Annotated in this window: 22 protein-coding genes; 3 read left to right on the forward strand and 19 right to left on the reverse strand. The window is 61.6% G+C overall.

What is annotated here, in order from left to right; all coding sequences use genetic code 11:
- Positions 1–115: 115 nt before the first annotated feature.
- Positions 116–1,342, reverse strand: coding sequence for an MFS transporter (locus AC3IUE_RS02115; protein ID WP_489268740.1), 1,227 nt, complete (start codon positions 1,340–1,342; stop codon positions 116–118).
- A 166-nt stretch (positions 1,343–1,508) separates the two neighbouring features.
- Here AC3IUE_RS02115 and AC3IUE_RS02120 point away from each other — a divergent pair, with 166 nt between their 5' ends.
- The 3 genes from AC3IUE_RS02120 to AC3IUE_RS02130 all read left to right on the forward strand — a co-directional run bounded on the left by AC3IUE_RS02120 (position 1,509) and on the right by AC3IUE_RS02130 (position 3,495).
- The gene (locus AC3IUE_RS02120) at positions 1,509–2,411 is read left to right on the forward strand and encodes a LysR family transcriptional regulator (protein ID WP_489265275.1); all 903 of its coding nucleotides are present in this window, start codon (positions 1,509–1,511) and stop codon (positions 2,409–2,411) included.
- Between the two features lie 508 nt (positions 2,412–2,919).
- Positions 2,920–3,186: a DUF6124 family protein gene (locus tag AC3IUE_RS02125; RefSeq protein WP_489265277.1), complete on the forward strand. Its 267-nt coding sequence runs from the start codon at positions 2,920–2,922 to the stop codon at positions 3,184–3,186.
- A 171-nt stretch (positions 3,187–3,357) separates the two neighbouring features.
- Positions 3,358–3,495, forward strand: coding sequence for a hypothetical protein (locus AC3IUE_RS02130; protein ID WP_489265279.1), 138 nt, complete (start codon positions 3,358–3,360; stop codon positions 3,493–3,495).
- Positions 3,496–3,537: 42 nt separating this feature from the next.
- Here the strand turns inward: AC3IUE_RS02130 and AC3IUE_RS02135 are convergent, their stop codons facing one another.
- The 18 genes from AC3IUE_RS02135 to AC3IUE_RS02220 all read right to left on the reverse strand — a co-directional run bounded on the left by AC3IUE_RS02135 (position 3,538) and on the right by AC3IUE_RS02220 (position 20,729).
- Positions 3,538–3,975 carry an excinuclease gene (locus tag AC3IUE_RS02135; protein ID WP_415758244.1) on the reverse strand — a complete coding sequence of 146 codons (438 nt, stop codon included), beginning with the start codon at positions 3,973–3,975 and terminating at the stop codon, positions 3,538–3,540.
- Positions 3,976–4,138: 163 nt separating this feature from the next.
- Complete coding sequence (locus AC3IUE_RS02140; protein WP_489265281.1) at positions 4,139–5,365, reverse strand: beta-ketoacyl-ACP synthase; 1,227 nt, start codon at positions 5,363–5,365, stop codon at positions 4,139–4,141.
- Complete coding sequence (gene fabG, locus AC3IUE_RS02145; protein WP_046045628.1) at positions 5,365–6,093, reverse strand: 3-oxoacyl-ACP reductase FabG; 729 nt, start codon at positions 6,091–6,093, stop codon at positions 5,365–5,367. The genes AC3IUE_RS02140 and fabG overlap by 1 nt, the downstream gene beginning before the upstream one ends.
- Positions 6,090–6,551: a hotdog family protein gene (locus AC3IUE_RS02150; RefSeq protein ID WP_046053972.1), complete on the reverse strand. Its 462-nt coding sequence runs from the start codon at positions 6,549–6,551 to the stop codon at positions 6,090–6,092. The genes fabG and AC3IUE_RS02150 overlap by 4 nt, the downstream gene beginning before the upstream one ends.
- Positions 6,548–7,744: a beta-ketoacyl-[acyl-carrier-protein] synthase family protein gene (locus AC3IUE_RS02155; protein ID WP_462000538.1), complete on the reverse strand. Its 1,197-nt coding sequence runs from the start codon at positions 7,742–7,744 to the stop codon at positions 6,548–6,550. The genes AC3IUE_RS02150 and AC3IUE_RS02155 overlap by 4 nt, the downstream gene beginning before the upstream one ends.
- Positions 7,741–8,346, reverse strand: a complete 606-nt coding sequence (locus AC3IUE_RS02160; RefSeq protein ID WP_489265284.1) for a hypothetical protein — start codon at positions 8,344–8,346, stop codon at positions 7,741–7,743. The genes AC3IUE_RS02155 and AC3IUE_RS02160 overlap by 4 nt, the downstream gene beginning before the upstream one ends.
- Positions 8,346–9,071, reverse strand: coding sequence for a class I SAM-dependent methyltransferase (locus tag AC3IUE_RS02165; RefSeq protein ID WP_056741210.1), 726 nt, complete (start codon positions 9,069–9,071; stop codon positions 8,346–8,348). The genes AC3IUE_RS02160 and AC3IUE_RS02165 overlap by 1 nt, the downstream gene beginning before the upstream one ends.
- Positions 9,068–10,315, reverse strand: coding sequence for an NAD(P)/FAD-dependent oxidoreductase (locus AC3IUE_RS02170; protein WP_489265285.1), 1,248 nt, complete (start codon positions 10,313–10,315; stop codon positions 9,068–9,070). Before AC3IUE_RS02170 ends, AC3IUE_RS02165 begins: the two co-directional genes overlap by 4 nt.
- Positions 10,302–11,462: a cation:proton antiporter gene (locus tag AC3IUE_RS02175; protein ID WP_489265287.1), complete on the reverse strand. Its 1,161-nt coding sequence runs from the start codon at positions 11,460–11,462 to the stop codon at positions 10,302–10,304. Before AC3IUE_RS02175 ends, AC3IUE_RS02170 begins: the two co-directional genes overlap by 14 nt.
- Complete coding sequence (locus AC3IUE_RS02180) at positions 11,459–13,798, reverse strand: MMPL family transporter (protein ID WP_489265289.1); 2,340 nt, start codon at positions 13,796–13,798, stop codon at positions 11,459–11,461. Before AC3IUE_RS02180 ends, AC3IUE_RS02175 begins: the two co-directional genes overlap by 4 nt.
- Positions 13,782–14,351: an outer membrane lipoprotein carrier protein LolA gene (locus AC3IUE_RS02185; protein WP_489268742.1), complete on the reverse strand. Its 570-nt coding sequence runs from the start codon at positions 14,349–14,351 to the stop codon at positions 13,782–13,784. Before AC3IUE_RS02185 ends, AC3IUE_RS02180 begins: the two co-directional genes overlap by 17 nt.
- A 155-nt stretch (positions 14,352–14,506) precedes the next feature.
- Positions 14,507–14,932 (reverse strand): acyl-CoA thioesterase, encoded by a 426-nt coding sequence (locus AC3IUE_RS02190; RefSeq protein WP_033055401.1) that lies wholly within the window; start codon positions 14,930–14,932, stop codon positions 14,507–14,509.
- The gene (locus AC3IUE_RS02195) at positions 14,925–16,469 is read right to left on the reverse strand and encodes an HAL/PAL/TAL family ammonia-lyase (RefSeq protein ID WP_046053978.1); all 1,545 of its coding nucleotides are present in this window, start codon (positions 16,467–16,469) and stop codon (positions 14,925–14,927) included. The genes AC3IUE_RS02190 and AC3IUE_RS02195 overlap by 8 nt, the downstream gene beginning before the upstream one ends.
- The gene (locus tag AC3IUE_RS02200; protein WP_056741219.1) at positions 16,450–17,391 is read right to left on the reverse strand and encodes a lysophospholipid acyltransferase family protein; all 942 of its coding nucleotides are present in this window, start codon (positions 17,389–17,391) and stop codon (positions 16,450–16,452) included. The genes AC3IUE_RS02195 and AC3IUE_RS02200 overlap by 20 nt, the downstream gene beginning before the upstream one ends.
- The gene (locus AC3IUE_RS02205) at positions 17,388–18,122 is read right to left on the reverse strand and encodes a glycosyltransferase family 2 protein (RefSeq protein ID WP_462000544.1); all 735 of its coding nucleotides are present in this window, start codon (positions 18,120–18,122) and stop codon (positions 17,388–17,390) included. The genes AC3IUE_RS02200 and AC3IUE_RS02205 overlap by 4 nt, the downstream gene beginning before the upstream one ends.
- Before the next feature lie 131 nt (positions 18,123–18,253).
- Positions 18,254–19,936: an ApeI family dehydratase gene (locus AC3IUE_RS02210; RefSeq protein WP_489265293.1), complete on the reverse strand. Its 1,683-nt coding sequence runs from the start codon at positions 19,934–19,936 to the stop codon at positions 18,254–18,256.
- Positions 19,933–20,478 carry a COG4648 family protein gene (locus AC3IUE_RS02215; RefSeq protein WP_056741225.1) on the reverse strand — a complete coding sequence of 182 codons (546 nt, stop codon included), beginning with the start codon at positions 20,476–20,478 and terminating at the stop codon, positions 19,933–19,935. Before AC3IUE_RS02215 ends, AC3IUE_RS02210 begins: the two co-directional genes overlap by 4 nt.
- Positions 20,475–20,729 carry an acyl carrier protein gene (locus AC3IUE_RS02220; protein WP_007992314.1) on the reverse strand — a complete coding sequence of 85 codons (255 nt, stop codon included), beginning with the start codon at positions 20,727–20,729 and terminating at the stop codon, positions 20,475–20,477. The genes AC3IUE_RS02215 and AC3IUE_RS02220 overlap by 4 nt, the downstream gene beginning before the upstream one ends.
- Between the last annotated feature and the right edge of the window lie 7 nt (positions 20,730–20,736).

Consider the following 20,736-nt stretch of genomic DNA (forward strand, 5'->3'; position numbering starts at 1 on the left):
GGAGCGAGCCTGCTCGCGATGAGGCCATAACATTCAACACCTAAGTTGGCTGTTATGCCGCCATCGCGAGCAAGCTCGCTCCCACAGTTGTTTATGGATGACTGGATATTTGTGTTTAAGCCTTTACACCGCCGAGCGGCGGCAACTTCGCCAGTTTCAACGCCACCAGCAGCGCAATCACCAGCAACCCGCCAATGAACAACCCGATCCCGTTCCACCCGCCCATGTGCCAGAACACCCCGCCCGCCGTCCCGGCGATGCTCGACCCGGCGTAATAGCTGAACAGATAAAGCGAAGACGCTTGCCCCTTGGCCTTGATCGCACGACGCCCAATCCAGCTACTCGCCACCGAATGGGCGCCGAAGAAGCCGAAGGTAAAGATCAGCATGCCAATAATCACCACCGGCAGTGGCGTAAGCATAGTCAGGGCAAGACCGGCGATCATCAGCACGATGGTTGCCCACAGCACTTTGCGGCGACCCAGTTTGTCAGCCAGCGAACCGATCTTCGCCGAGCTGTAGATACCCGACAGATACACCACCGAGAGCAGCCCGACGAAGGCTTGATCCATGTGATACGGCTCGGCCAGCAGGCGATAGCCGATGTAGTTGAAGAGGGTGACGAACGCGCCCATCAGCACGAAGGCTTCAAGGAACAGCAGCGGCAGACCGGCGTCGCGAAAGTGCATGGTGAAGCCGTCAATCAAGCTTCGCGGGTGCAATGAGCGCGCGCGGAAGTTGCGCGACTCGGGAAGGATTTTCCAGAACACCGCCGCTGCAATCAGGGCCAGACCGCCGATCACCAGCATCGCCGTGTGCCAGCTGACGAAGTCGATCAACACACCGGTAATCAAGCGTCCGCACATCCCGCCAATCGCGTTGCCGCCGATGTACAAACCCATGGCCAGGCCGATGTGTTGCGGGTGGATCTCTTCGCTCAAGTAAGTCATGGCGACTGCTGCCAGACCGCTCAACGACAACCCGATCAGCGCCCGCATCACCAGCACGCCGTGCCAGCTAGGCATCATTGAGCTGGCGATTGTGCAGAGCGCGGCGGCGAACAGCGCGGCGACCATAACCGGTTTGCGCCCGATGCGATCAGAGATCGGGCCGGTGATCAGCAGACCGATGGCGAGCATGCCGGTGGCGACCGACAGGATCAGGCTGCTCTGGGCGGCGTTGATGGAGTACTCATGGGACAGCAGCGGCATCATCGGCTGCACGCAATAGAGCAGGGCGAAGGTCGCGAAGCCGCCGGAGAACAGCGCCAGTACCGTGCGCATGAACATCGGTGTGCCTTTTTCGATGTAGATCTCCTTTAATTCGGCGACAACATCGTCCACCGCTGCGGGCGGAACTTCATGGGCAAGTGGAGCGACAGCAGTTTTCACTTCGGACCTCGGAGGACGCAGCCGGTCAGGCAATGAAAAAAGCATATAGCTGCCTAATGATTCAATCCAATATATTGTTCGACCTGTTTGATAGGTTTAACGACCTAATGGAGTTTTCATGGAATTGCGTCACCTGCGCTACTTCATCGCCGTTGCCGAAGAACTGCACTTCGGCCGCGCCGCCCAGGTGCTGGGCATCTCGCAACCGCCGCTGAGTCAGCAGATTCAGGCGCTGGAGCAGGAGGTGGGCGCGCGATTGTTCGAGCGCACCAATCGTCGGGTCGAACTCAGTGAAGCCGGCCGGCTGTTTCTGGAAGAGGCGCGGCTGGTGTTGGCGCAGGTCGACAAGGCGGCGGATGTTGCACGGCGGGCGCAGTTGGGTGAGCTGGGTGAACTGAAGATTGGCTTCACCTCGTCAGCGCCGTTCAACTCGACCATCCCCCAGGCGATTTTTTCATTTCGCCAGCGATTCCCGGCGGTGCACCTGAACCTGCGGGAGATGAGCAGCACCCAGGTTGCCGATGCGTTGGTGGATGAGTCGATTGAAGTCGGGATCATGCGGCCGCTTGGGTTGCCGGACTCGCTCAGCGTGGTGGAACTGATGCGTGAGCCACTGGTGGCGGTGCTCAGTTCCAAGCATCCATTAGTGACCGATAGTGAGGACGGCTTATTTCTGTCAGCCCTGGCCCTCGAGCCCTTCGTATTTTTCCCACGCAGTTATGGCAGTGGTCTGTACGCACAATTGCTCAGCCTGGCGCGGGATGCCGGCTTCAGTCCGCACTTTGCCCAGGAGGCGGGCGAGGCGATGACGATTATCGGGTTAGTGGCGGCGGGGTTGGGTGTATCCGTGCTGCCGGCGTCTTATCAGCGGATGCGGATCGAAGGGGTGGTCTATCGGCCTCTGCTCGATCCTGAGGCTGTATCGGCGGTGTGGCTGGTGCAGCGCAAGGATCAGAAGTCGCCGATGGCCAAGGCGTTTGTGGAGTTGTTGACGCGTAAGGTCGAGCCGTTGAAGACGTGACTGCTTCGCAGTCATTCGCGAGCAGGCTCGCTCCCACAGGGTTTTGCGGTGTGAACACGATTTCTGCTCTACCAGCTATCTACTGTGGGAGCGAGCCTGCTCGCGAAAGCGTCCGCAATCTCACCAAAAATGGTGCAGTTGCCTATGCCATAACGGACGCTTCGCTGAAGGGTGTAGGACATTTCCGAACTACCTTGAACAGGCCACAGCGCCTTGCGGCATTGCCTACAACTACTCCAGAATCCGCCGGCTTGTGCGCTTTGGGGGGCATCGGTAACTTCGTTCGCATCACTGATTTCCAGTGATCGGGTTTAGTAGCCTGTGTTTACACGATGCGCATTTGCATGCCGGACAGTCAGGTAATTTCATGCCTGCACTTTGATGGTAGCTGTGCGTAGGGCGCTCTCGGGCGCGCCGGTTCGTGTTTCCCGGTCTACTAACCTGCGTACGGCTGCCACCCTTTTGATTAGTAGCGAATCGGTGGCTCCACTTTGTAGGTAGCCGAAACATGACGAATGCAACAACAAACCTACCGGACACCGATCCGGATGCTCCACGCCAACCAAGCAAAATCTTCCTCATCGCCGCCGATATCGACAACCAAACTTTGCTGGAATACGCCTGTGAATCGCTGGCATCAGCGAATGTCATGGCGAGTGACTTCGCGAGGTATCTGAAGGGATCGCAAAGCAACACACTGCTGGGGATTCAACAGTCGATCATGCTGGGAGAACTCGCAGTAAACCGTGTGTTGGATAACCTCGATCCAACCTAGTAAGCAGCTACACAACTGATCGTTCCCGAAAGGGGCTGGTGAGACTCTGAGGATCCTGGGTAAGCAGCTATCGCAGAGCCAGACAGGTACAGGGCGATGACAAGCCGACCTGTTTGTGAAGGGGCGCCGAAAGGCGCCCTTTGTCGTTTCTGACGTTACGGAAATCGTTGAATGGAAGCCGGCAAGAACTACTTTGTCTGGCAGGAAGTGAAAGTGGGCTTCATCAAGGCGCGCAACAACCTGCAAGTCGTCGACGACAAGACAGGTCGCGCTGGCGTCGCTGAAAGCAAATTGATTCAAGCTCAGTAAGCGACTGGGCGACCCCTGCGTAAATCGCGGGGGTGGTCCCGTTCACTGCATCCGTACCAAATCCCCGCGCAACGCTACTCGCGCCACAAACACTCCGGCCCGGCACTCATAGGTGTTCAGGTCCTTGCGCACATGCTGATCGTAATAACTCACGATGTTGGTCACCGCATTCGCCCCGACCCGCTTTGCTTCTGCTTGCAACTCGATCAACGTCGATTGCACTGCCCACTCGCAGGCATCGAAATCGCTCTTGTTGGAGGCATTGGTGGGCCAGTCGCTGACGACATTCGTGCGCAACACTTGAAGGTGCTCCGTCGGTCCGTTGCCGGCCAGGTAGAACCTCACGCTGCCATCGAGCCGCCCGGCGCGGATCGCATTGGACAGGACTGTCTCAAAAGGCAAGTACATCAGATTGGTCGCCTGGCTGGCGCTGGGCAGCAGGCCGAACAGTAACGCGGCGATCAGGGCTTTCACTTGCATGGTCATCTCCTTGACGGTGAAAGAGAGCGGCGAGTCATGCGACGTATCAGCGTTATCGATTCGAGCAGGCTGGGTGCATGCGGTCTGATTCAGCGAGTGTAGATGGGATTGACTGATCCTTCCCCCGCTCCTGCGTGGGAAGGATCAATCACCTACTTCCCTGTTACGACCAGCGCCGAAAGATCAGCGAAGTATTAACGCCACCAAACGCAAAATTATTGTTCATCACGTACTGGTTGCTCATCTGGCGGAATTCTCCGCGCAGGTAATCGAGCTTGCCGCAGTGCGGGTCGACGTCGTCGAGGTTGAGGGTGTGGACGTACAGGTCGCGGTTCATCATTTCGATGCTGAACCAGGATTCCAGCGCACCGCAGGCTCCGAGGGTGTGACCGAGGAAACTCTTCTGCGAGCTGATCGGCATGTGCTCGCCGAACAACGCGCTCGTTGCCAGTGTTTCGGCAATGTCGCCCTGTTCAGTGGCTGTGCCGTGACCATTCACGTAGCCGATGTCTGAAGGTTGCAGCCCGGCGTCTTCCAGCGCCAGCTCCATGGCCCGGCGCATGGTGACCTGCTCTGGGCGGGTGGCGTGCTGGCCGTCGGCGTTGCTGCCGAAACCGACGAGTTCGGCGTGGATGTGTGCACCGCGAGCCAATGCGTGTTCGAGTTCTTCGAGCACCAGCATGCCGCTGCCTTCACCGATCACCAGGCCATCGCGGCCGCTGTCGTAGGGGCGAGGGGAAGTCTGCGGCGCATCGTTTTTCAGGCTGGTGGCGTAGAGCGCATCGAAGACCATCGCTTCGGTCGGGCACAGTTCTTCGGCGCCGCCGGCGAGCATCAGTGGCAGGCGACCAAACTTGACCGACTCGTAGGCATAACCGATGCCCTGGCTGCCGCTGGTGCAAGCGCTGGAGGTCGGGATCAGCCGGCCGGTGAGGCCGAAGAAGATGCTGATATTCGCCGCCGTGGTGTGCGGCATCATGCGCACATAAGAGTTGGCGTTCAGGCCCTCGGCCACCGAATTGAGCAGCATGTTGCCGAACGCCTTGATCTCGTCGGTGCTGCCGGTGGATGAGCCGCAGGAAACGCCCATGCGCCCGTCCTTGATCGATTCGTCACCCAACAGCCCGGCATCGGCCAATGCCTGTTCTGCCGCACCGACCGCCAGGCGCGAAACCCGGCCCATGCTGCGCAGTTGCTTGCGGGTCCAGTGGCTCGGCACTTTGAAGTCGTCGATCGGCCCTGCCAGGCGTGTGTTGAGTTCGGTGAAGCGGTCCCACTCGTCCATCCGGCGGATACCGCTGCGGTTGGCCGCGAAGTTGCCGACGATGGTGTCCCAATCGCTGCCCAGTGAGGTGATGCCGGCCATGCCGGTGACGACGACGCGCTTCATCAGCACAGGCCTCCGTTAACGGCCAGAACCTGCCGGGTGATGTAGGACGCTTCCGCCGACATCAGGAAATTCACCGCGCTGGCCACCTCTTCCGGGGTGCCCATGCGTTGTGCGGGGATCATTTTCATCATTTCTTCCACCGGCACGTTTTCATCGAGCATCGCGGTGTCGATCAAGCCGGGTGCGACACAGTTAACGGTAATTTTGCGCTTGCCCAACTCGATCGCCAACGCCTTCGCCGCGCCGATCAAACCGGCCTTGGAGGCGCTGTAGTTGACCTGGCCACGGTTGCCGATCAACCCGGAAACCGAGGTGATGCAAACAATCCGTCCGGCCGCGCGACGACGAATCATCGGCATCATCACCGGGTGCAGCACGTTGTAGAAACCGTCGAGGTTGGTGCGCATCACCACGTCCCAATCATCCTCGCTCAAGGCCGGAAAAGCACCGTCGCGGGTCAGGCCGGCGTTCAGCACCACGCCGTAATAGGCGCCGTGGGTTTCCACGTCGGCTTCGAGAATGGCTTTGCAGTTGGCGCGATCGGACACGTCGAATTGCAGAATGCGCACGTTGCGCCCCAAGGCTTCGATTTCGGCCTTCACGGCTTCAGCGTCCGCCAGGCCACTGCGGCAATGCAGCACGATGTCATGCCCGGCCTGAGCCAGACGCAAAGCGATGGCGCGGCCGATGCCACGGCTGGAACCGGTGATCAGTACGGATTCAGTCATGGCTGGGTTCCTTGGGTTTCATGAAGGTATTGAGCGGCCTGAGGCGGACGGAACACGTTCAGACGAGCGGTGGCGTGAATGCCGGGGGCGGTGATGTGGCATTCGAACACGCCCATGCCGTTGTCGTCTTCCAGTGAGCGGATGCCGTGGATGGTCAGCTCGGTGCCGGCGGGGAAGTGCTCGACGTTGCATTCGAATTTGCGGGTGCCGAGCAGAAACCCCAGCTCCACCGCATCGCCACGCTGGCGCGCGTGGCAACCGGCGTAGGCGGCGACGCTCTGGGCCATCAGTTCGATGCCGACCCAGGCCGGAAGGCTGCCATCCGGGCGGTTGAACAGGCCATTGGGTCTGACCGTGAGGCGGGTGTAAATCTGCTCGTCATCGAACGACAGGATCTGCTCGATGAAGATCATGTCGCCAGCGTGCGGCAGCAGTTCGGCGATCGGCCAGTCAATCATGGGGCGTCTCCGATAATCAGGCTGACGTTGTTGCCACCGAAGGCAAAGGAGTTGCTCATCAGATAGCGAGGTGCAATGGACGTCAGGCGATTGGCCGGGGTCACCCAATTCAGGGCTGGCAATTGGGGATCCGGTTGGCCGTCCCAGACGTGAGGCGGCAGGGCGTGCTCGCGATTGCCTGCACTCAGGCTCAACCAGCAGAACGCCGCTTCCAGAGCGCCGGCCGCCCCGAGGGTGTGGCCGGTCATGGGTTTGGTCGACGAACAAGGCACCCCCGCCGGGAACAACGTCGCCACCGCCAGGCTTTCCATGGCGTCGTTGTGTTGAGTGGCGGTGCCGTGCAGGTTCAGGTAATCGATCTGTTGCGGCTGCAATTCTGCTCGGTTCAAGGCTTTGCGCATCGCTTGCAGGGCGCCGCGGCCGCTGGGTTCCGGTGCGGAAATGTGATGTGCATCGGAGCTGGCGCCACTGCCGAGCAGGGCAATCGGCTGGCTGTCGCCGACATTTTTGCTCATCAAAAACAGCACCGCCGCTTCGCCAATGTTGATGCCGTTACGGTTCACCGAAAACGGGTTGCAGCGTTGTCCGGACACCGCTTCCAGCGCCGAGAACCCATTGAGGGTCAGCTTGCACAGGCTGTCGACACCGCCGCACAGCACCGCATCGCAAATGCCCAGGTCCAGCAGTCGCTGAGCACTCATCAACGCCCGGGCGCTGGAGGTGCAGGCCGTGGAAATCACATAGGCCGGGCCGCTCAGTTGCAGCCAGTCGGCGAGGAAGTTCGCCGGCGCGCCGAGTTCCTGCTGTTGGTAGTCGTAATCGGCCGGGAACTGATGCTCGCGGATGTAATGGGCCAGGCCGCGACTGGCTTCGTCGATGCCCGAGGTGCTGGTGCCCAGAACGATACCGATGCGGTCGCGGCCGTAGGTCTGGATCGCCTGGTCGATGTCTTCGCGAATTTGCAGCGCGGCTTCCAGCAGCAATTGATTATTACGGGTGTCTTGCGGCGCAAGCTCAGCCGGGATCGGCGCCAGTTCGCCGCGGACCGCGGCCACGGGCAATGACCGTTCCGCCACCCAGCCGGCCTCATTGCGCATGCCCGAACAGTCACCGGCAAACAGGTTGCGGGTGACTTCGGACTTGTCACGGCCCAGGGCGCAGATCACCCCGAGGGCATTCAGGTAGGCCGTCATGGTGTGTCCCCACTGAGCGGCGTGACTTGATATTTCGGGCCTTTGGGCAGGTTCAATTCAAAGCTCATGGGTTGTGAGTAGCGGACTTCCCAGTGCGCTGGCAAGGACCGTTGCGAGCCATGCTGCCAAGCGGCGGGGTAGTTGCCCGACAGTTCATCTTTGGGGGTCAGCGCAAACAGCAGCGCGGCGAACAGTTCTCGCGCTTCCGGATTAGGCGGCAGCAGACCATCAGCCTGCCACTCGCCATCGACCAGTTTCTGGCGTGCCTGGGGAATGCCCAGCAAGTCCATCATCGACCAGCGAATGCCAGGGCCTTCACGCTGGATCACCAGCACCCAGTCCTGACGTTGGTCGGCCACCAGACGCTGGATGTGCAATTGCAGCGGCAACGACAGGTTCGGGGTTTGCTCGGGCAGCGGCGCCCGGCTGGCGCAGGCGCTCAGCAACAGGACCGCGCCGAGGAGCAAAAATCTCAGGATGCCCGCTACCCCTGTGGGAGCGAGCCTGCTCGCGAATGCGTCAGCAGATCCAACACTATTGTTGACTGACACACCGCTATCGCGAGCAGGCTCGCTCCCACAGGTTTGAGTTGCACTAAACATCAAACAGCACCTTCAAGGGGTTTGCGCGCGACCACATTGACCAGGGTTTCTTCCCGTTGGCCAAAGGGCTTTGGCCGGCGCAGACCCAAGCGTTCAAACAGGCCGAAATCCTTGGCGCGGCTCCACCACAAGTATGGATAAGACACGTTTTGCGGGCCGAGTTCGAAACCCTGCTGGCGAATCATGTCCAGATACCCAGCGGCGCTCTTTTGCACGTGCATCGGGTGGCGGAACAACCAGCGAATCACCCAGGTATCAATGTAAGCCTCGGTGGATTCGGCGAACAGCAGATAGCCACCGGGCTTGAGCACGCGGTAGAACTCGGCCAGTGCCTGTTCCTGCTGCACCAGATGATGGAAGGTCTGGTGACAGAACAGCAGATCGACGCTGGCGTCCGGGACGTTGATACTCGCGCAGTCGCTGCCGGTCAACTCAACGGCCATGCCCTGACGGACGGCTTCTTCGCCGGCCAGCTTCAGGCTGTGAGGGTCAGCGTCCAGACCGATCAGGCGCTGGGGGGCAAAGGTCTGACGCAGGTATTGGAACGACTTGCCCTGACCACAACCGGCATCCAGCAGCACTGGGTTGCTCGGCGGTGTTTCGCTGAACAGGCTACGCAAATCGCTGATTGCCACTCGCAGAACATGGTGCTGCCAGGTGTGGCTGCGCAGGAACCAGAGACCAAAGCGGGTTTCTTCGACGTAAGTGTCGCTCAAGTAGCTCATGTGGCGTCCTTTGCACAGAGCTCCGAGAGCATCCGCAGCCGGCGTTTGGGTTCGGCGACGAACGGATTGCGCTCGTCCCAGGCATACCCGGCCAGAATCGAGCTGATCATGCGGCGAATATCGGGCGAGCCGCCCACGTGATAAATCACGTCCTGGAACGTCCCGGCGTACCAGCCTTCGACGTAGCAACGGAACGTGTCGACGCCGCGCTTGAGCGGGATGGCGAACTCAGTCTGCCAATCGACACTTTCGCCTTGCAGTTGGCGATGCAGAACCCCGGCGGCCATGCTCGCCGAGCGCATGGCGATGGTCACGCCGGAGGAGAACACCGGGTCGAGAAATTCCGCCGCGTTGCCGAGCAGGGCAAAGCCTGGTCCGTGGAGGGTTTTGACGTTGGCCGAATAGCCGCCGATGGTTCGAGCAGGCGTATCCCACACGGCGTTGTTCAACACACTGGCCAGGCTTGGGGTTTCAGCGATAAACCCACGCAGGCACTCGTCCAGGTTCTCCATGCGGCCTTCGAAGTGTTCGGCTGCCGCGACCACGCCCACCGAGCAACGGCCGTTGCTGAACGGGATGGTCCAGAACCAGATATCGCGGTGGATCGGATGGGTGGTGATGAGGATTTTTTCCCGCTCGAAGGTCGGGCTGTCGATGTGGTCTTCGACGTGGGTGAACACGGCCTGGCGCACCGGGAAATCCGACGGTGCTTCAAGGTCGAGCAAGCGCGGCAACACACGGCCATAGCCGCTGGCATCCAGCACGAAATCGGCTTCGACGCGGTACTGACTGCCGTCTTCTCGAAGCACGTCGAGCTGCGGTTTCGGCAGGCTGAAATCGACGCTGACGATGGCTTCGCCGTAACGAACGTCAACGCCTTGCAGCGCGGCCTGATCGGCCAGCAGCTTGTCGAAATCGGCACGCTGGACCTGGAAGGTGGTCGGCTTGCCGTTGCTGAACGTCTCGCCGAAATCAAAGGCGCTGTATTGCTCGCCCCAAGCGAATGCCGCACCGTTTTTCAACTGGAATCCGGCGGCGTTCACTGCCTCGAGCATGCCGGCTTCTTCGACGAAATCCAGGCAGTGGGACAGCAGGCTTTCACCGATGGAAAACCTTGGGAAATGCTGGCGCTCGATCATCAATACGTCGTGACCTTTGCGCTTGAGCAACGCGGCGGCGATGGCGCCCGACGGACCTGCACCGATAACCACGACCTGGCGATGTTCCATTTCAACTGTTGGCACGGGGGCTCCTTGCCGGGACGGCGATGTTCAGAGGGGTTCGGTGCATACCGGCGAGTGCCGGCAGCAGTGTCGCGATCAGGCCCATCACCATCAGCGCGAAGTACAGCGCCGGGCTGATGAGTTGTTGTTGCAGCAGCAGGTTGAGAAAGACGATCTCGCTCAAGCCACGAATGTTCAGCAAGACACTTTCCCGCCAGCGACTGGCGCCTTCAAACGACGCGCCGGCCCAGCCGAGGCCCAGCCAGTTGCCCAGCAGTTTGCTGGCAATCGGGAACAGCAGCAGTGCCGCCAGTTGCACCCAGCCGAGGCTGGCCATGGCCGCGTGGACGTTGATCTGCACGATGCCGAACGTGAGGATCAGCGGGATCGCAATATACGTCTGCAAGTGGCTCATCCAGATCACCGGCAACGGCAGCACCAGCGGCACTTTGAGCGCGGCCATCCACAGCAGGTAACCGATGCCGAAAATCAGCGCATTGAGCTTGAAGTGTTCCGCCACGACCAGCAGTACGAAAAAGCAACCGCTGTGCAGCAACGGTTGGCGCAAGCGGAGCAGACGCAGCAGCAACGGTAGGCAGGCGCCGGCCAGCGGCAGCAAGAGGCTGCTCAGGTGCAGGCTGCCTTGGGCGATGGCGAACAGGGTCCAGCAGGTGAGGTCGATGAGGATGGCGGTCTGCACCAGTCGCCGGGTGGCGGCAGGCGGGTATTTGATGTGCCGCAGGTACAGATACAACACCGGAATCGCGGTGATGGCGAACAGCAGGCCGACGGCCAGGGAACTGATCCAGGGTTGCGGCGGTAACAGCCACACTGCAGTCGCGAGGCCGCAGGCAAATGGAATGCAGAAACTCGGCAGGGCGATTTTCAGGCTCTGACGGTCGAGTCGCAGGTCGATCACGTCACTGAGAATGTGCCCCAGCAACAAGGCAAAGCCCAGGCTGTAGAGGTTTTTCAGCCAGGCCGGCGCGACCAGCGCGGCGCCGCTCAATTGCCACTGGGGTTCGATCCAGAAGTACATCAGCAGCGGCAGGCCGAAGGTGGCCAGCAGCAACTGGCTGACAATCGGGATCACGCCGAAGTGACGACCGACACGGGTGGCCACGGCGAACAGCGCCAGGGCCATGACCCAGAACACGGCGATCATCATGTGGCTGACTCCGCGACCGGGGCGGCGTGAATCTGGCGTCCGGCCCACGGCGCAAGGATGAAGCTGAACGCCAGGCCCAGGCTCACCGACAGACCAAAGTTGCTCACCGCCGGTGTGCTGGACACTGCCAGCAAACCGAACGACAGCCAGGTGGTCAGCGCCGCCAGCAAGGTGCCCAGCAGGCTCACGGCAGCGCCGCCGACCTGCTCGCGCATGAGGATCGCGTAATCGACGCTGATGGCCGTCACCAGCAGCAGGCCGAACAGGCTGAACAGCGTCAGTGGTTGCCCCAGCCAGCCGAGACTGGCCAGGCTGCACAGCGCGGCCAGCAGCGGCAGGGCGACGATCCGCAGCGCGCCGCCGAAGCCGAACGGCAGGATCAGCACCAGCACGATCAGCGCACAGGAAGCGAGTTTCAGCTCTGCGGCACTGATCTGGGTGTCGGCGAACACCTTGTTCAATTCACCGAGGCGATCCACCAGTTCTACGCCCGGCAAATCCAATGCCTGGACTCGCAGCAGAGAGGGGTTGTTCAACCCTTGCAGACTGACCATCGCCGCTACGCCGTCATCGGTCGGTCCCAGCCACAGCGTGCGATAGGGTTCCGCCAACGGACCGAGCAGCGCTGCGTCGATGTCTTCGGTGGGCAGTGCCTGCAACTTCGTTAGCTCTGCTTGCAGCGCCTCGGCCGGCACGCCGACATCGAGCAGCGGCTGCCAGAACTGCGGCAACTTGTTCAGCGCCTCGCGCACTTTCTGCTGTTCGCTGGGTTGGCTGACCAGTTGATTGAGCGACAGATAACCCTGGAGTTTTTCCAGGTTGACCAACTGATCCAGCCGCTCGTTCAGCGCGGTTTGGCGTTCCAGCAGTTGCTGCTGATTGGCGGCGCGCACCAGGAAGAACTGGCTGGTGGGTTGATAGCCGGTGATGCGTGCAATGGTTTGTGCTTCGTCAGTCAGTTGCTGCGGTGCGCCGACCCACTGGCGAATGTCGTTTTTGGTCTCGAGCTGCAACAGGCCGCCCACACAAAAGGCAATCAGCAGCGCCAGCAGCACCGGCGTGCTCGCGAGTTTGAGCAACGCTTCACGGCGCCCCAGCAAAAACTCGGACACCCGCAGCGGCCACTGCGCTGGACGCAGGTCTGTGCCCTTGAGCAGTGCCGGCAGCAGGCACACGGCGGACAAATAAGCGCCGAGCAGACCGGCGGCAGAGAACACGGCAATCTGGGTCAGCGCCGGGAACGGTGTCCAGGCCAGGGCCAGGTAACCGATGCAACTGGTGATCAGGCTCAGCGTCAGGCCTGGCAACGTCAGGCGCAGGGCCGGCCAACTGTGCCAGGGTTTCAGGCTCCAGCTCTTGGACAGGTAATGCAGCGGGTAATCGACCGCCACGCCGATCAGGCTCGAACCGAGCACCAGCGTCATCACATGCATATGGCCGAACAGCGCCACGCAGGCCACCGCGCCGAAGAGCATGCCGACCAGCACCGGGACGAAGGCCAGCAACACCCGCCAGCGCCGGAAGGCCAGCAGCAACAGCAATAGAATGCCCACCGTGGCGCCACCACCGACCCAGGTCATCTCCCGGGTGGCTTGCTTTTGCCCACTGGCCGCATAGAGCAAGCCGCTGGCGGCAAGCAATTGAACGTTTGCCTGGGCGGCTTCTTCACGGCTGTGCTGGAGCAGGTCGGCCACTTGCAGCGGCAAGTTCATGTCGAAGGCATTGCCCGTGGTGCGCGAGCGCAGCAGCACCCAACTCTTGCCGTCGGCATCGGCGACCAGCGCACCGCTGCCGATGTCCAGTTGCACCGAACCGTGCTGCGGCTGGCTGTTCTGGATGCGCCCGGTCAGGCCCACCCAGTCATCCTGGCTCGGCACCAGACTGAAACCGGTGAAAGGGTCGAACAGCGCTTGTACTCGCTGCTGGATAAAGGCGTCGGGGTGCTCGATCAGTTGCTGCCGGTCAGCCGCTGAGAGCATCGCCAGTCGGCCATTGAGCAATTGCGTGCGCAGCGCCGGCAAGTCGGCTTGCAGGTTCCACTGGACCTTTTCGAACAAGCCGCTGGCCTGCCACTGCTCGCCCAGTTTCTGCGCCATCGCGACCGCTTGCTGGCGATCGGTGTGGCCGACCAGCACCAGCATTTCGCGGTTCAGCGGTTCTTGCATGCGTTGTTCTGCGCGCAGTTCCAGCGCGTCTGGCGCCGTGCCCGGCACCAGTTCCATCAGGTTGGCCGACAGCGGGGCGCCGTCACGCCATTGCCAACCGGCGAGCGCGAGCACCGCCAGCAGCAGGATCAGAAACAGCCGCGGAAGACTCCGTTCACTCGGCAAAGTCATGTTGCTCCGCATCGCTCAACGGTTGGGCGCTGGTGCTGTCCTGCATGCGCAAGAGGGTGCTGTCACCCTGAGTTTCGAGCAGCTCGATGCTGTGCACCAGTTCGCCGCCGGCAATGTTGATCTGAGTGAACACCTGCTTGAGCAGCATGGAGCGCGGGGTCAGCGTCAGCTTCCAGTTCTGTGCGTCGCCGCTCAGTGAAAGCTCGAAGTCTCGTTGCAACCCGCTGCTGTCGCCTTGCAGTACGGCGAGGAACAAACGGTTCTGCTCGGCGCCGGCACTCTTGCTCGGGAGCATTTGCCACCCGTTGGCATCACGCCGGGCAATGCCTTTGGCGCTGATGCGGTAATCCTGTTGCAGCGGGGTTTTCAGCAGCCAGAGCAAACCGTGGTTTTTAGCGAGGACGAAAGTGCCCCTGCTGGTCAGCGGCTGGGGCAGGGCGCGCAGGTGTTTTTCCTGGATGAAGTTGCCGTGGATCACATCAGGCTTGGCCAGTTGATCGCTGAGCTGTTGCAAATCAAAAGCCTGCGCCAACGAAGTAAATCCCAGCGCCATCACGAACAGGTAGCAGCTGCCGAGCCCGCGAGGCTGCGTTCGGCGGCGAAGCCGTCGTAAAACCTGAACTTGCGGTGCATCAGGAGAAATGCAGGGCGATTGCTGCGCAATCGAACGCAGGCTTCGCCAGCTGCTACAGAGGGTTTTCAGCAGGGTCATGCGAGCATCCTTTCAACAGCGTCGGTGAAGACCTTGGGTGAGGCCAGCTGCATTTCGCGGCTGCTCATGTCGACGGCGACCTGCACGGAGCTGGCGCGGGTCAAGCGTTCGCCGGTTTCCAGATCGCTGATCAGGTAGCTGATCTTCAGACGGTTCTCCCATTCCACCAGATTGGCGCGCACGTTGAGCTTTTGGCCGAACACGGCGCCGCGCACATAACGCAATTGCAGATCGATCACTGGCCACGCGTAGCCAGACTCGACCATGGCCGTGTAGTTGTGGCCGATCTTGTCCAGCAGCGCGCAGCGGGCGACTTCCAGGTATTTGATGTAATGGCCATGCCAGACGACGTTCATGGTGTCGACATCAAAGAACGGCACGAGGATTTCCGTATCGGTGTGAAGCACTCCCTTGCTACGCATGCAGCCTCCAGTGTTGCTCGGCGATGCGTTGCAGGCACAGGCGCAGTTCACCTTCCAGCGCGCGGTCTTCGATGACCGGCGGGAAGTCCTTGGCCAACTCTTCGTGCATGGCGGCCAGTGCTGGCGGCAATGGGCGTGCATCCTCGGCCTTGCTGCGCAGCCAGACGCCTTGGTTGGCGGCCAGCAGGGTGGCGGCGGCGACCTGTTCGGTCAGTTCCAGCACACGGATCGCATCGCGGGCGGCGATGGTACCCATGCTCACTTTGTCCTGGTTGTGGCACTCGGTGGAGCGCGAGAAGACGCTGGCCGGCATGGTGTTTTTCAGCGCTTCGGCGGTCCAGGCACTGGTGCCGATCTGCACGGCTTTGAAGCCATGGTTGAGCATCGCGCGATCTGCGGTGGCGCCGGACAGGTTGCTCGGCAAGCCGTGGTTGTAACGCTCGTCCACCAGCAAGGCGAGTTGACGATCGAGCAGGTCGGCGACGTTGGCCACCAGGTTTTTCAGGCTGTCCATGGCGAACGCAATGTGGCCGCCGTAGAAGTGCCCGCCGTGTAGCACGCGCTCGGCTTCGGCGTCGATGATCGGGTTGTCGTTGGCGCTGTTGAGCTCGATTTCGATGAACGAGCGCAGCCAGTTCAGGCTGTCGGCCAGCACGCCGAGGACGTGGGGCGCGCAACGCAGGGAATAACGGTCTTGCAGGCGATGCAGTGGCGCGGTCGGCGCGTCGATCGCCAGATCCTTTCGCAGCCACGCGGCGACTTGCATTTGCCCCGGATGCGGCTTGGTGGCGAACAGGCGCTCGTCGAAGTGCTCGGGGTTGCCTTGCAGGGCGACCACGTTCAACGCGGTGATGCGAGTCGCCAGTTGCAGCAGGTAATCGGCGCGGGCGTAGGCCAGACACGCGAGACCGGTCATGACGGCGGTGCCGTTCATCAGCGCCAATGCTTCTTTCGGGCGCAGAACCAGCGGCTCCCAACCCAGTTCGCGGTGTACGTCGGCCGCTTGCCAGCGCTCACCCCGGAACATCACTTCGCGTTCACCGGACAGTGTTGCGGCGACATAGGACAGCGGCGTCAGATCACCGCTGGCGCCCACCGAGCCCTCTTCCGGGATCAGCGGCAGAATGTCGTGTTCGAGGAAGGCTTGCAGGCGTTCCAGCAGTTCCACACGCACCCCGGACACGCCGTGGCACAGCGACTGCAAACGTGCCGCCAGCACCGCGCGAGTGGCCTGAGCGTCGAGCAGTTTGCCCAGGCCGCAGCCGTGGAACGTGTACAGATGACGGGGCAATGCCTCGACATGATGCAGCGGCACCGCGACCACGCAGGAATCGCCGTAACCGGTGGTCACGCCGTAGATCACGCCTTCCTTGTCCAGCAAGGAGTCCAGGAATCGCGCACCCTTGGCAATACGCTCGCGGTACGCAGGGTCGCTTTGCAACTGCGTCGGCACCTGACGGTTGGCCAGGGCCAGCACGTCTTCGATGCGCAAAGGGAGTTCGCCGAAGGTTACCGGCTCAAGCGTTGGCGTCGTCATCGGTCTTCCAGAAAGGGTAAAAGTTGAACCATTGTTGGGGCGCTTCAAGGCAATAGTGACCCAAGCGTTCGGCATAGCGGGAGGCCCACTGATGAATGACCTGCTCGCGGTCGCTGCGCTTCCACACCACGGCCTCGGCGAACGGTTCGAGGGTCAGTCGATAGTCGCCCGTCGGTTTCTTCAGGCACAGCATCAGGTTGATCGGGCATTTCAGCAGACCGGCCAGCAACCATGGCCCCTGAGGGAACGCGGCTTGATGGCCGAGGAAGTCCACCGTCACGCTGCGGCCGCCGTGCAGCGGCACGCGATCGCCGGCAATCGCCAGCCACTCGCCGCGCTCCAGGCGTTCATGGAGTTGCAGCATGATCAGCGGGTCCAGCTCGCTGACCTGAATCAGTCGCAAATTGGTCGCGCCGGCTTCGCCGAGCAAGCGGTTGAATTGCTCGGCGTGCTTGGTGTGCACCAGCACGTTCATCGTGACTTTTTCACCGATCTCCGCCAGCGCGCGGCACACCTCGAGATTGCCCAGGTGCGCGCCCACCAGCATCTGCCCGCGGGTGCCGCGCAGTTGATTGCGCAGCAAGGCCGGGTCGATGATTTCGATCTGCTCGATGCTCAACTTGCCGTTCCAGACGTCGAGCTTGTCGAGCATGGAGTCGGCGAAGGCCATGAACTGGCCGAACACTCGCCAATGGGTCGGGCGCAATTCATTGCGACCACTCCAGTCGGCGAGCCTCTGCTGGTATTGCCAGGCGCTGTGACGGGCACTGCGACCGAACAGGAAAAAGTACAGAACGATGCCGTACAGCAACGGGCTCAACACCCTGCGCCCGAGTACTTTGGCGCAGAACGCGGTGAACTTCATCAGCCAGAAGCTGCCGCGCTCCTGGCGGTCAGCCCAGTGTTCCGTGTCTGTGCTCATGCTCGCCACCGTCGCCAGAGAATCACTGGCGCCCGCAGCAACATGCCGAAGAACAACCGGGTGTGCATGCTCGTAATCAGCACGTTGTCGTGGAACAGGCGGAAATGCGAGACGCCATCCAGTGGGTAATGGACGTTGGTTTGCAGCCATTGCATGGGGAGATTGCGCCAGGCCAGTCGCACGAGAATGTCCGAGTCGAAGTCCATGCGCTTGCCGATCTTCGCCGAATCGATCAGCGCCAGGGTCGGTGGCAGCGGATAGACGCGGAAGCCGCACATGGAATCGCGAATCTGCAACGACAGGGTGTTGATCCAGACCATGACGTGAGTCAGGTAACGGGCGTACAAGCGACCTTTCGGCACGCTGGCGTCGTATCGCGGATAGCCGCAGATCACCGCCTCGGGATGGGCGCGTGACAGTTCGATGAAGGTCCGGACGTCTTGCAGATCGTGCTGGCCGTCGGCGTCCACCTGCAAGGCATGGCTGAAGCCCAGGCGCGAGGCTTCGCGAAACCCGGTCATGACCGCGCCACCCTTGCCCTGGTTGGCGCCGAGTCGGATCAGGAACACCTTGTCGCGCAGGGCCAGTTGATCGAGCACCTTTGCGCAGGCCGGGCTGCTGGCATCGTCCACCAGAATGCACGGCAGGCCGCTGGCGAGTACCGCATCGACCACCGTGGTGATGGCGGTTTCGTGGTTGTAGACCGGGATGATTGCGCAGGGGTTATGCATGTTGGGTTTCGCCTGAAACACCGAGGCGCCTGCATCGCGAGCAGGCTCGCTCCCACAGGGGATTCGTGTAGGGCGCAGATCCAGTGTGGGAGCGGGCTTGCTCGCGATTGAGTGCGCAGCACTCACCAAAGTTATGCATCGCCAGCAGCCTCCAGCAAGATCCGCCCACTGGAGCAGGTTGCGGTCTCGTTGCGATAGGTGAAATACAACTTGCTGCGCGTCGGATCGAAGCGCAGGTGCAGTTGGACTTCATCGCCAGGGCGCACCAGCTGTTGGAATTTCAGCACTTCCATGCCGGCGAATTTTGCCGGCAGGTCCATCAATTGCTGGCCCAGGGTGAGCGCCCACTCTACTTGCACCACACCGGGCAATACCGGCGCCTGAGGGAAGTGGCCGCTGAAGTAGGCGAGGTCGGGTGGTACCGCCAGTTGCAGGCTCCATTCGCCATCGACTTCGACCTGATCCAGCACTTCCGGCGCCTTTGGGCGCGGTGCCAGCAGCAGGGCTTCAACGGTGGCCTGGGGCAGTTTGCCCTGAGCGTTCAGCGGCAGTTGCCGCAGCAGGCGCCAGCGTCGTGGCAACGCCAGGGCTTCGCAATGCTGGCTCAGATGCTGACGCAGTTCTTGTGTGAGAGTGCGTCGACCCTGATTGCGCAAGGCATGGAGGCCTGACTCGGTCAGCACCAGCAGCGCGCCCAACGAAGCGCGGTTTTCCTGAACCACGCCAAGACGCGCTTCGGCGACCCAGTCGTGGGCCATTAGGGCCTGTTCCAGCATTGGTAGAGAGATACGTTTTTCTTCCAGTTTGACGATCCGGTCCAGCCGTCCGAGCAGTTCGAATAGGCCGTCGGCAGCGATTCGCGCGGCATCCGCGGTGTGTTCGATGTGCCCGGGCGGCAAGTATGGCGAGGCAATGAGCAGCGCACCGTCGCTGTCCTGGCTCAACTCGATATCAGCAAAGGGCTGCCAGAGCGCGTGGCCCTGACGCCAGGCGATGCCGCCGGTTTCCGAGCTGCCGAGGATTTCTGTCGGCCATTGCTGCAGGCGTTGCTGAAGGCTTTGCGCGGCCTCGGCCGGCAAGGCGCCGCCGGAGGAAAATACTCGGCGAACTGCACTTAACGCGGGCCAGTCGAGGTTGTCGCCCATGCGCTTGAGCAGCGCCGGGCTGGCGACCCAGGCGAACACCGGGTGTTCGCGGCTGGCGCGCTGCAAGTCTTCAGGGAATGCCAGCTGCTTGCGCACAAACGAGCGCGCGGCGCACAGCGGCCACAGCACTCGAAACAACAATCCGTAAATATGCTGAGTGGCGACGCTGCCGATGATGCAAGCCGCGCCAAGATCGGCGCCCCAGAGCAGTTCCAGCGCTTCGACTTCATTGGCCAGTTGGCGCAGGGTTTTGTCGATGCGCTTGGGCTCGCCACTGGAGCCGGACGTGCACAGGCTCAGCGAACAGCGATCCAAATCCAGCGCGGCCGCCATCAACGGCGGATGCCGGTAATCGCTCAGGTGTGCGTCATCGGCCTGATCGGTCAGCCACAGATCGACTTCGGTCGACCAGCGCTGGCGAGTCTGGGCTTGCAGGTCTGCGGGCAGCAGCACGCTGACCCCGGCGCGCCAGGCACCCAGCAGGGCAATCGCCAGGTCGGCGGCGTCCTCAAGGTGCACGGCAATGCGCCGCACCCCCTGGGCTTGCAGGCCCGCGGCGAGGCTTAAAGCCTGTTCGCAAAGCTGTGCGTGACTCAGTGTCGGTTCGGCCGTCACGGCACGTTCCGGTTGCGCCTTGAGCAACAGGTGCTCAAGTTTTATCCAATTCATGGGTGGCCTCGTACCCGTTGTCGTATCAGCCATTCAATGGCAAACAGCAGGCCCATCAATCCGTAGGAAATCAGGCCGGTGTACAACATCCACCAACTCAGCGGCGCCCAGAGGGTCAGGGCGGCGGCGAGCAAACCGTTAAAGAAGAAAAACACGCACCAGACGATCGTCACCTGGCGGGTATAAACAATCGCCTTGGCCGGCAATTGCGGTTCACGCAATCGCGCCAGGCGTTCGATGATCGGCGGGCCAACGATCAAGCTCAGGCCAAACAGCCCGAGCATGAACGCACTGATCAGCACCGGGTACCAGCGCAGCAACAGCGGGCTGTCGAACAGTGCCAGCAACAGGCAAAAAGTGATCGCAGTGATCGCCATCCACAAACTGCCGGGCTTGCGCGTACCGAGTAGTGCCCGGGCCAGCCACAGGCTGCCCAGCAGCAGACCAAACTGCCACGGCGCGAAATGTTCCATGCCGAAATACACCGCGAAGGGGTACAGCAGGCCCGCCAGCAGCAGGCCGAGGCCGATCAGTCGGCTCATGCGGCCGGCTGAACCAGGCGGTAGACCGCCTCGACCACATCGCTGACGGTACGCACCGATTTGAACTCTTCGGCAGCGATTTTTTTGCCGGTCTGGCGTTTGATGTGATCGATCAGGTCGACCGCGTCAATGCTGTCGATTTCCAGGTCCTGATACAGGTTGGATTCGAGGCTTACGCGCTCGGGGTCCAGCTCGAAGAGTTCGACCAGAGCATCGCGCAGGGTGTTGAAGATGTCGTCACGAGTTTGCATGGTCCGG

The sequence above is a fragment of the Pseudomonas sp. GL_093 genome, assembly GCF_057837605.1.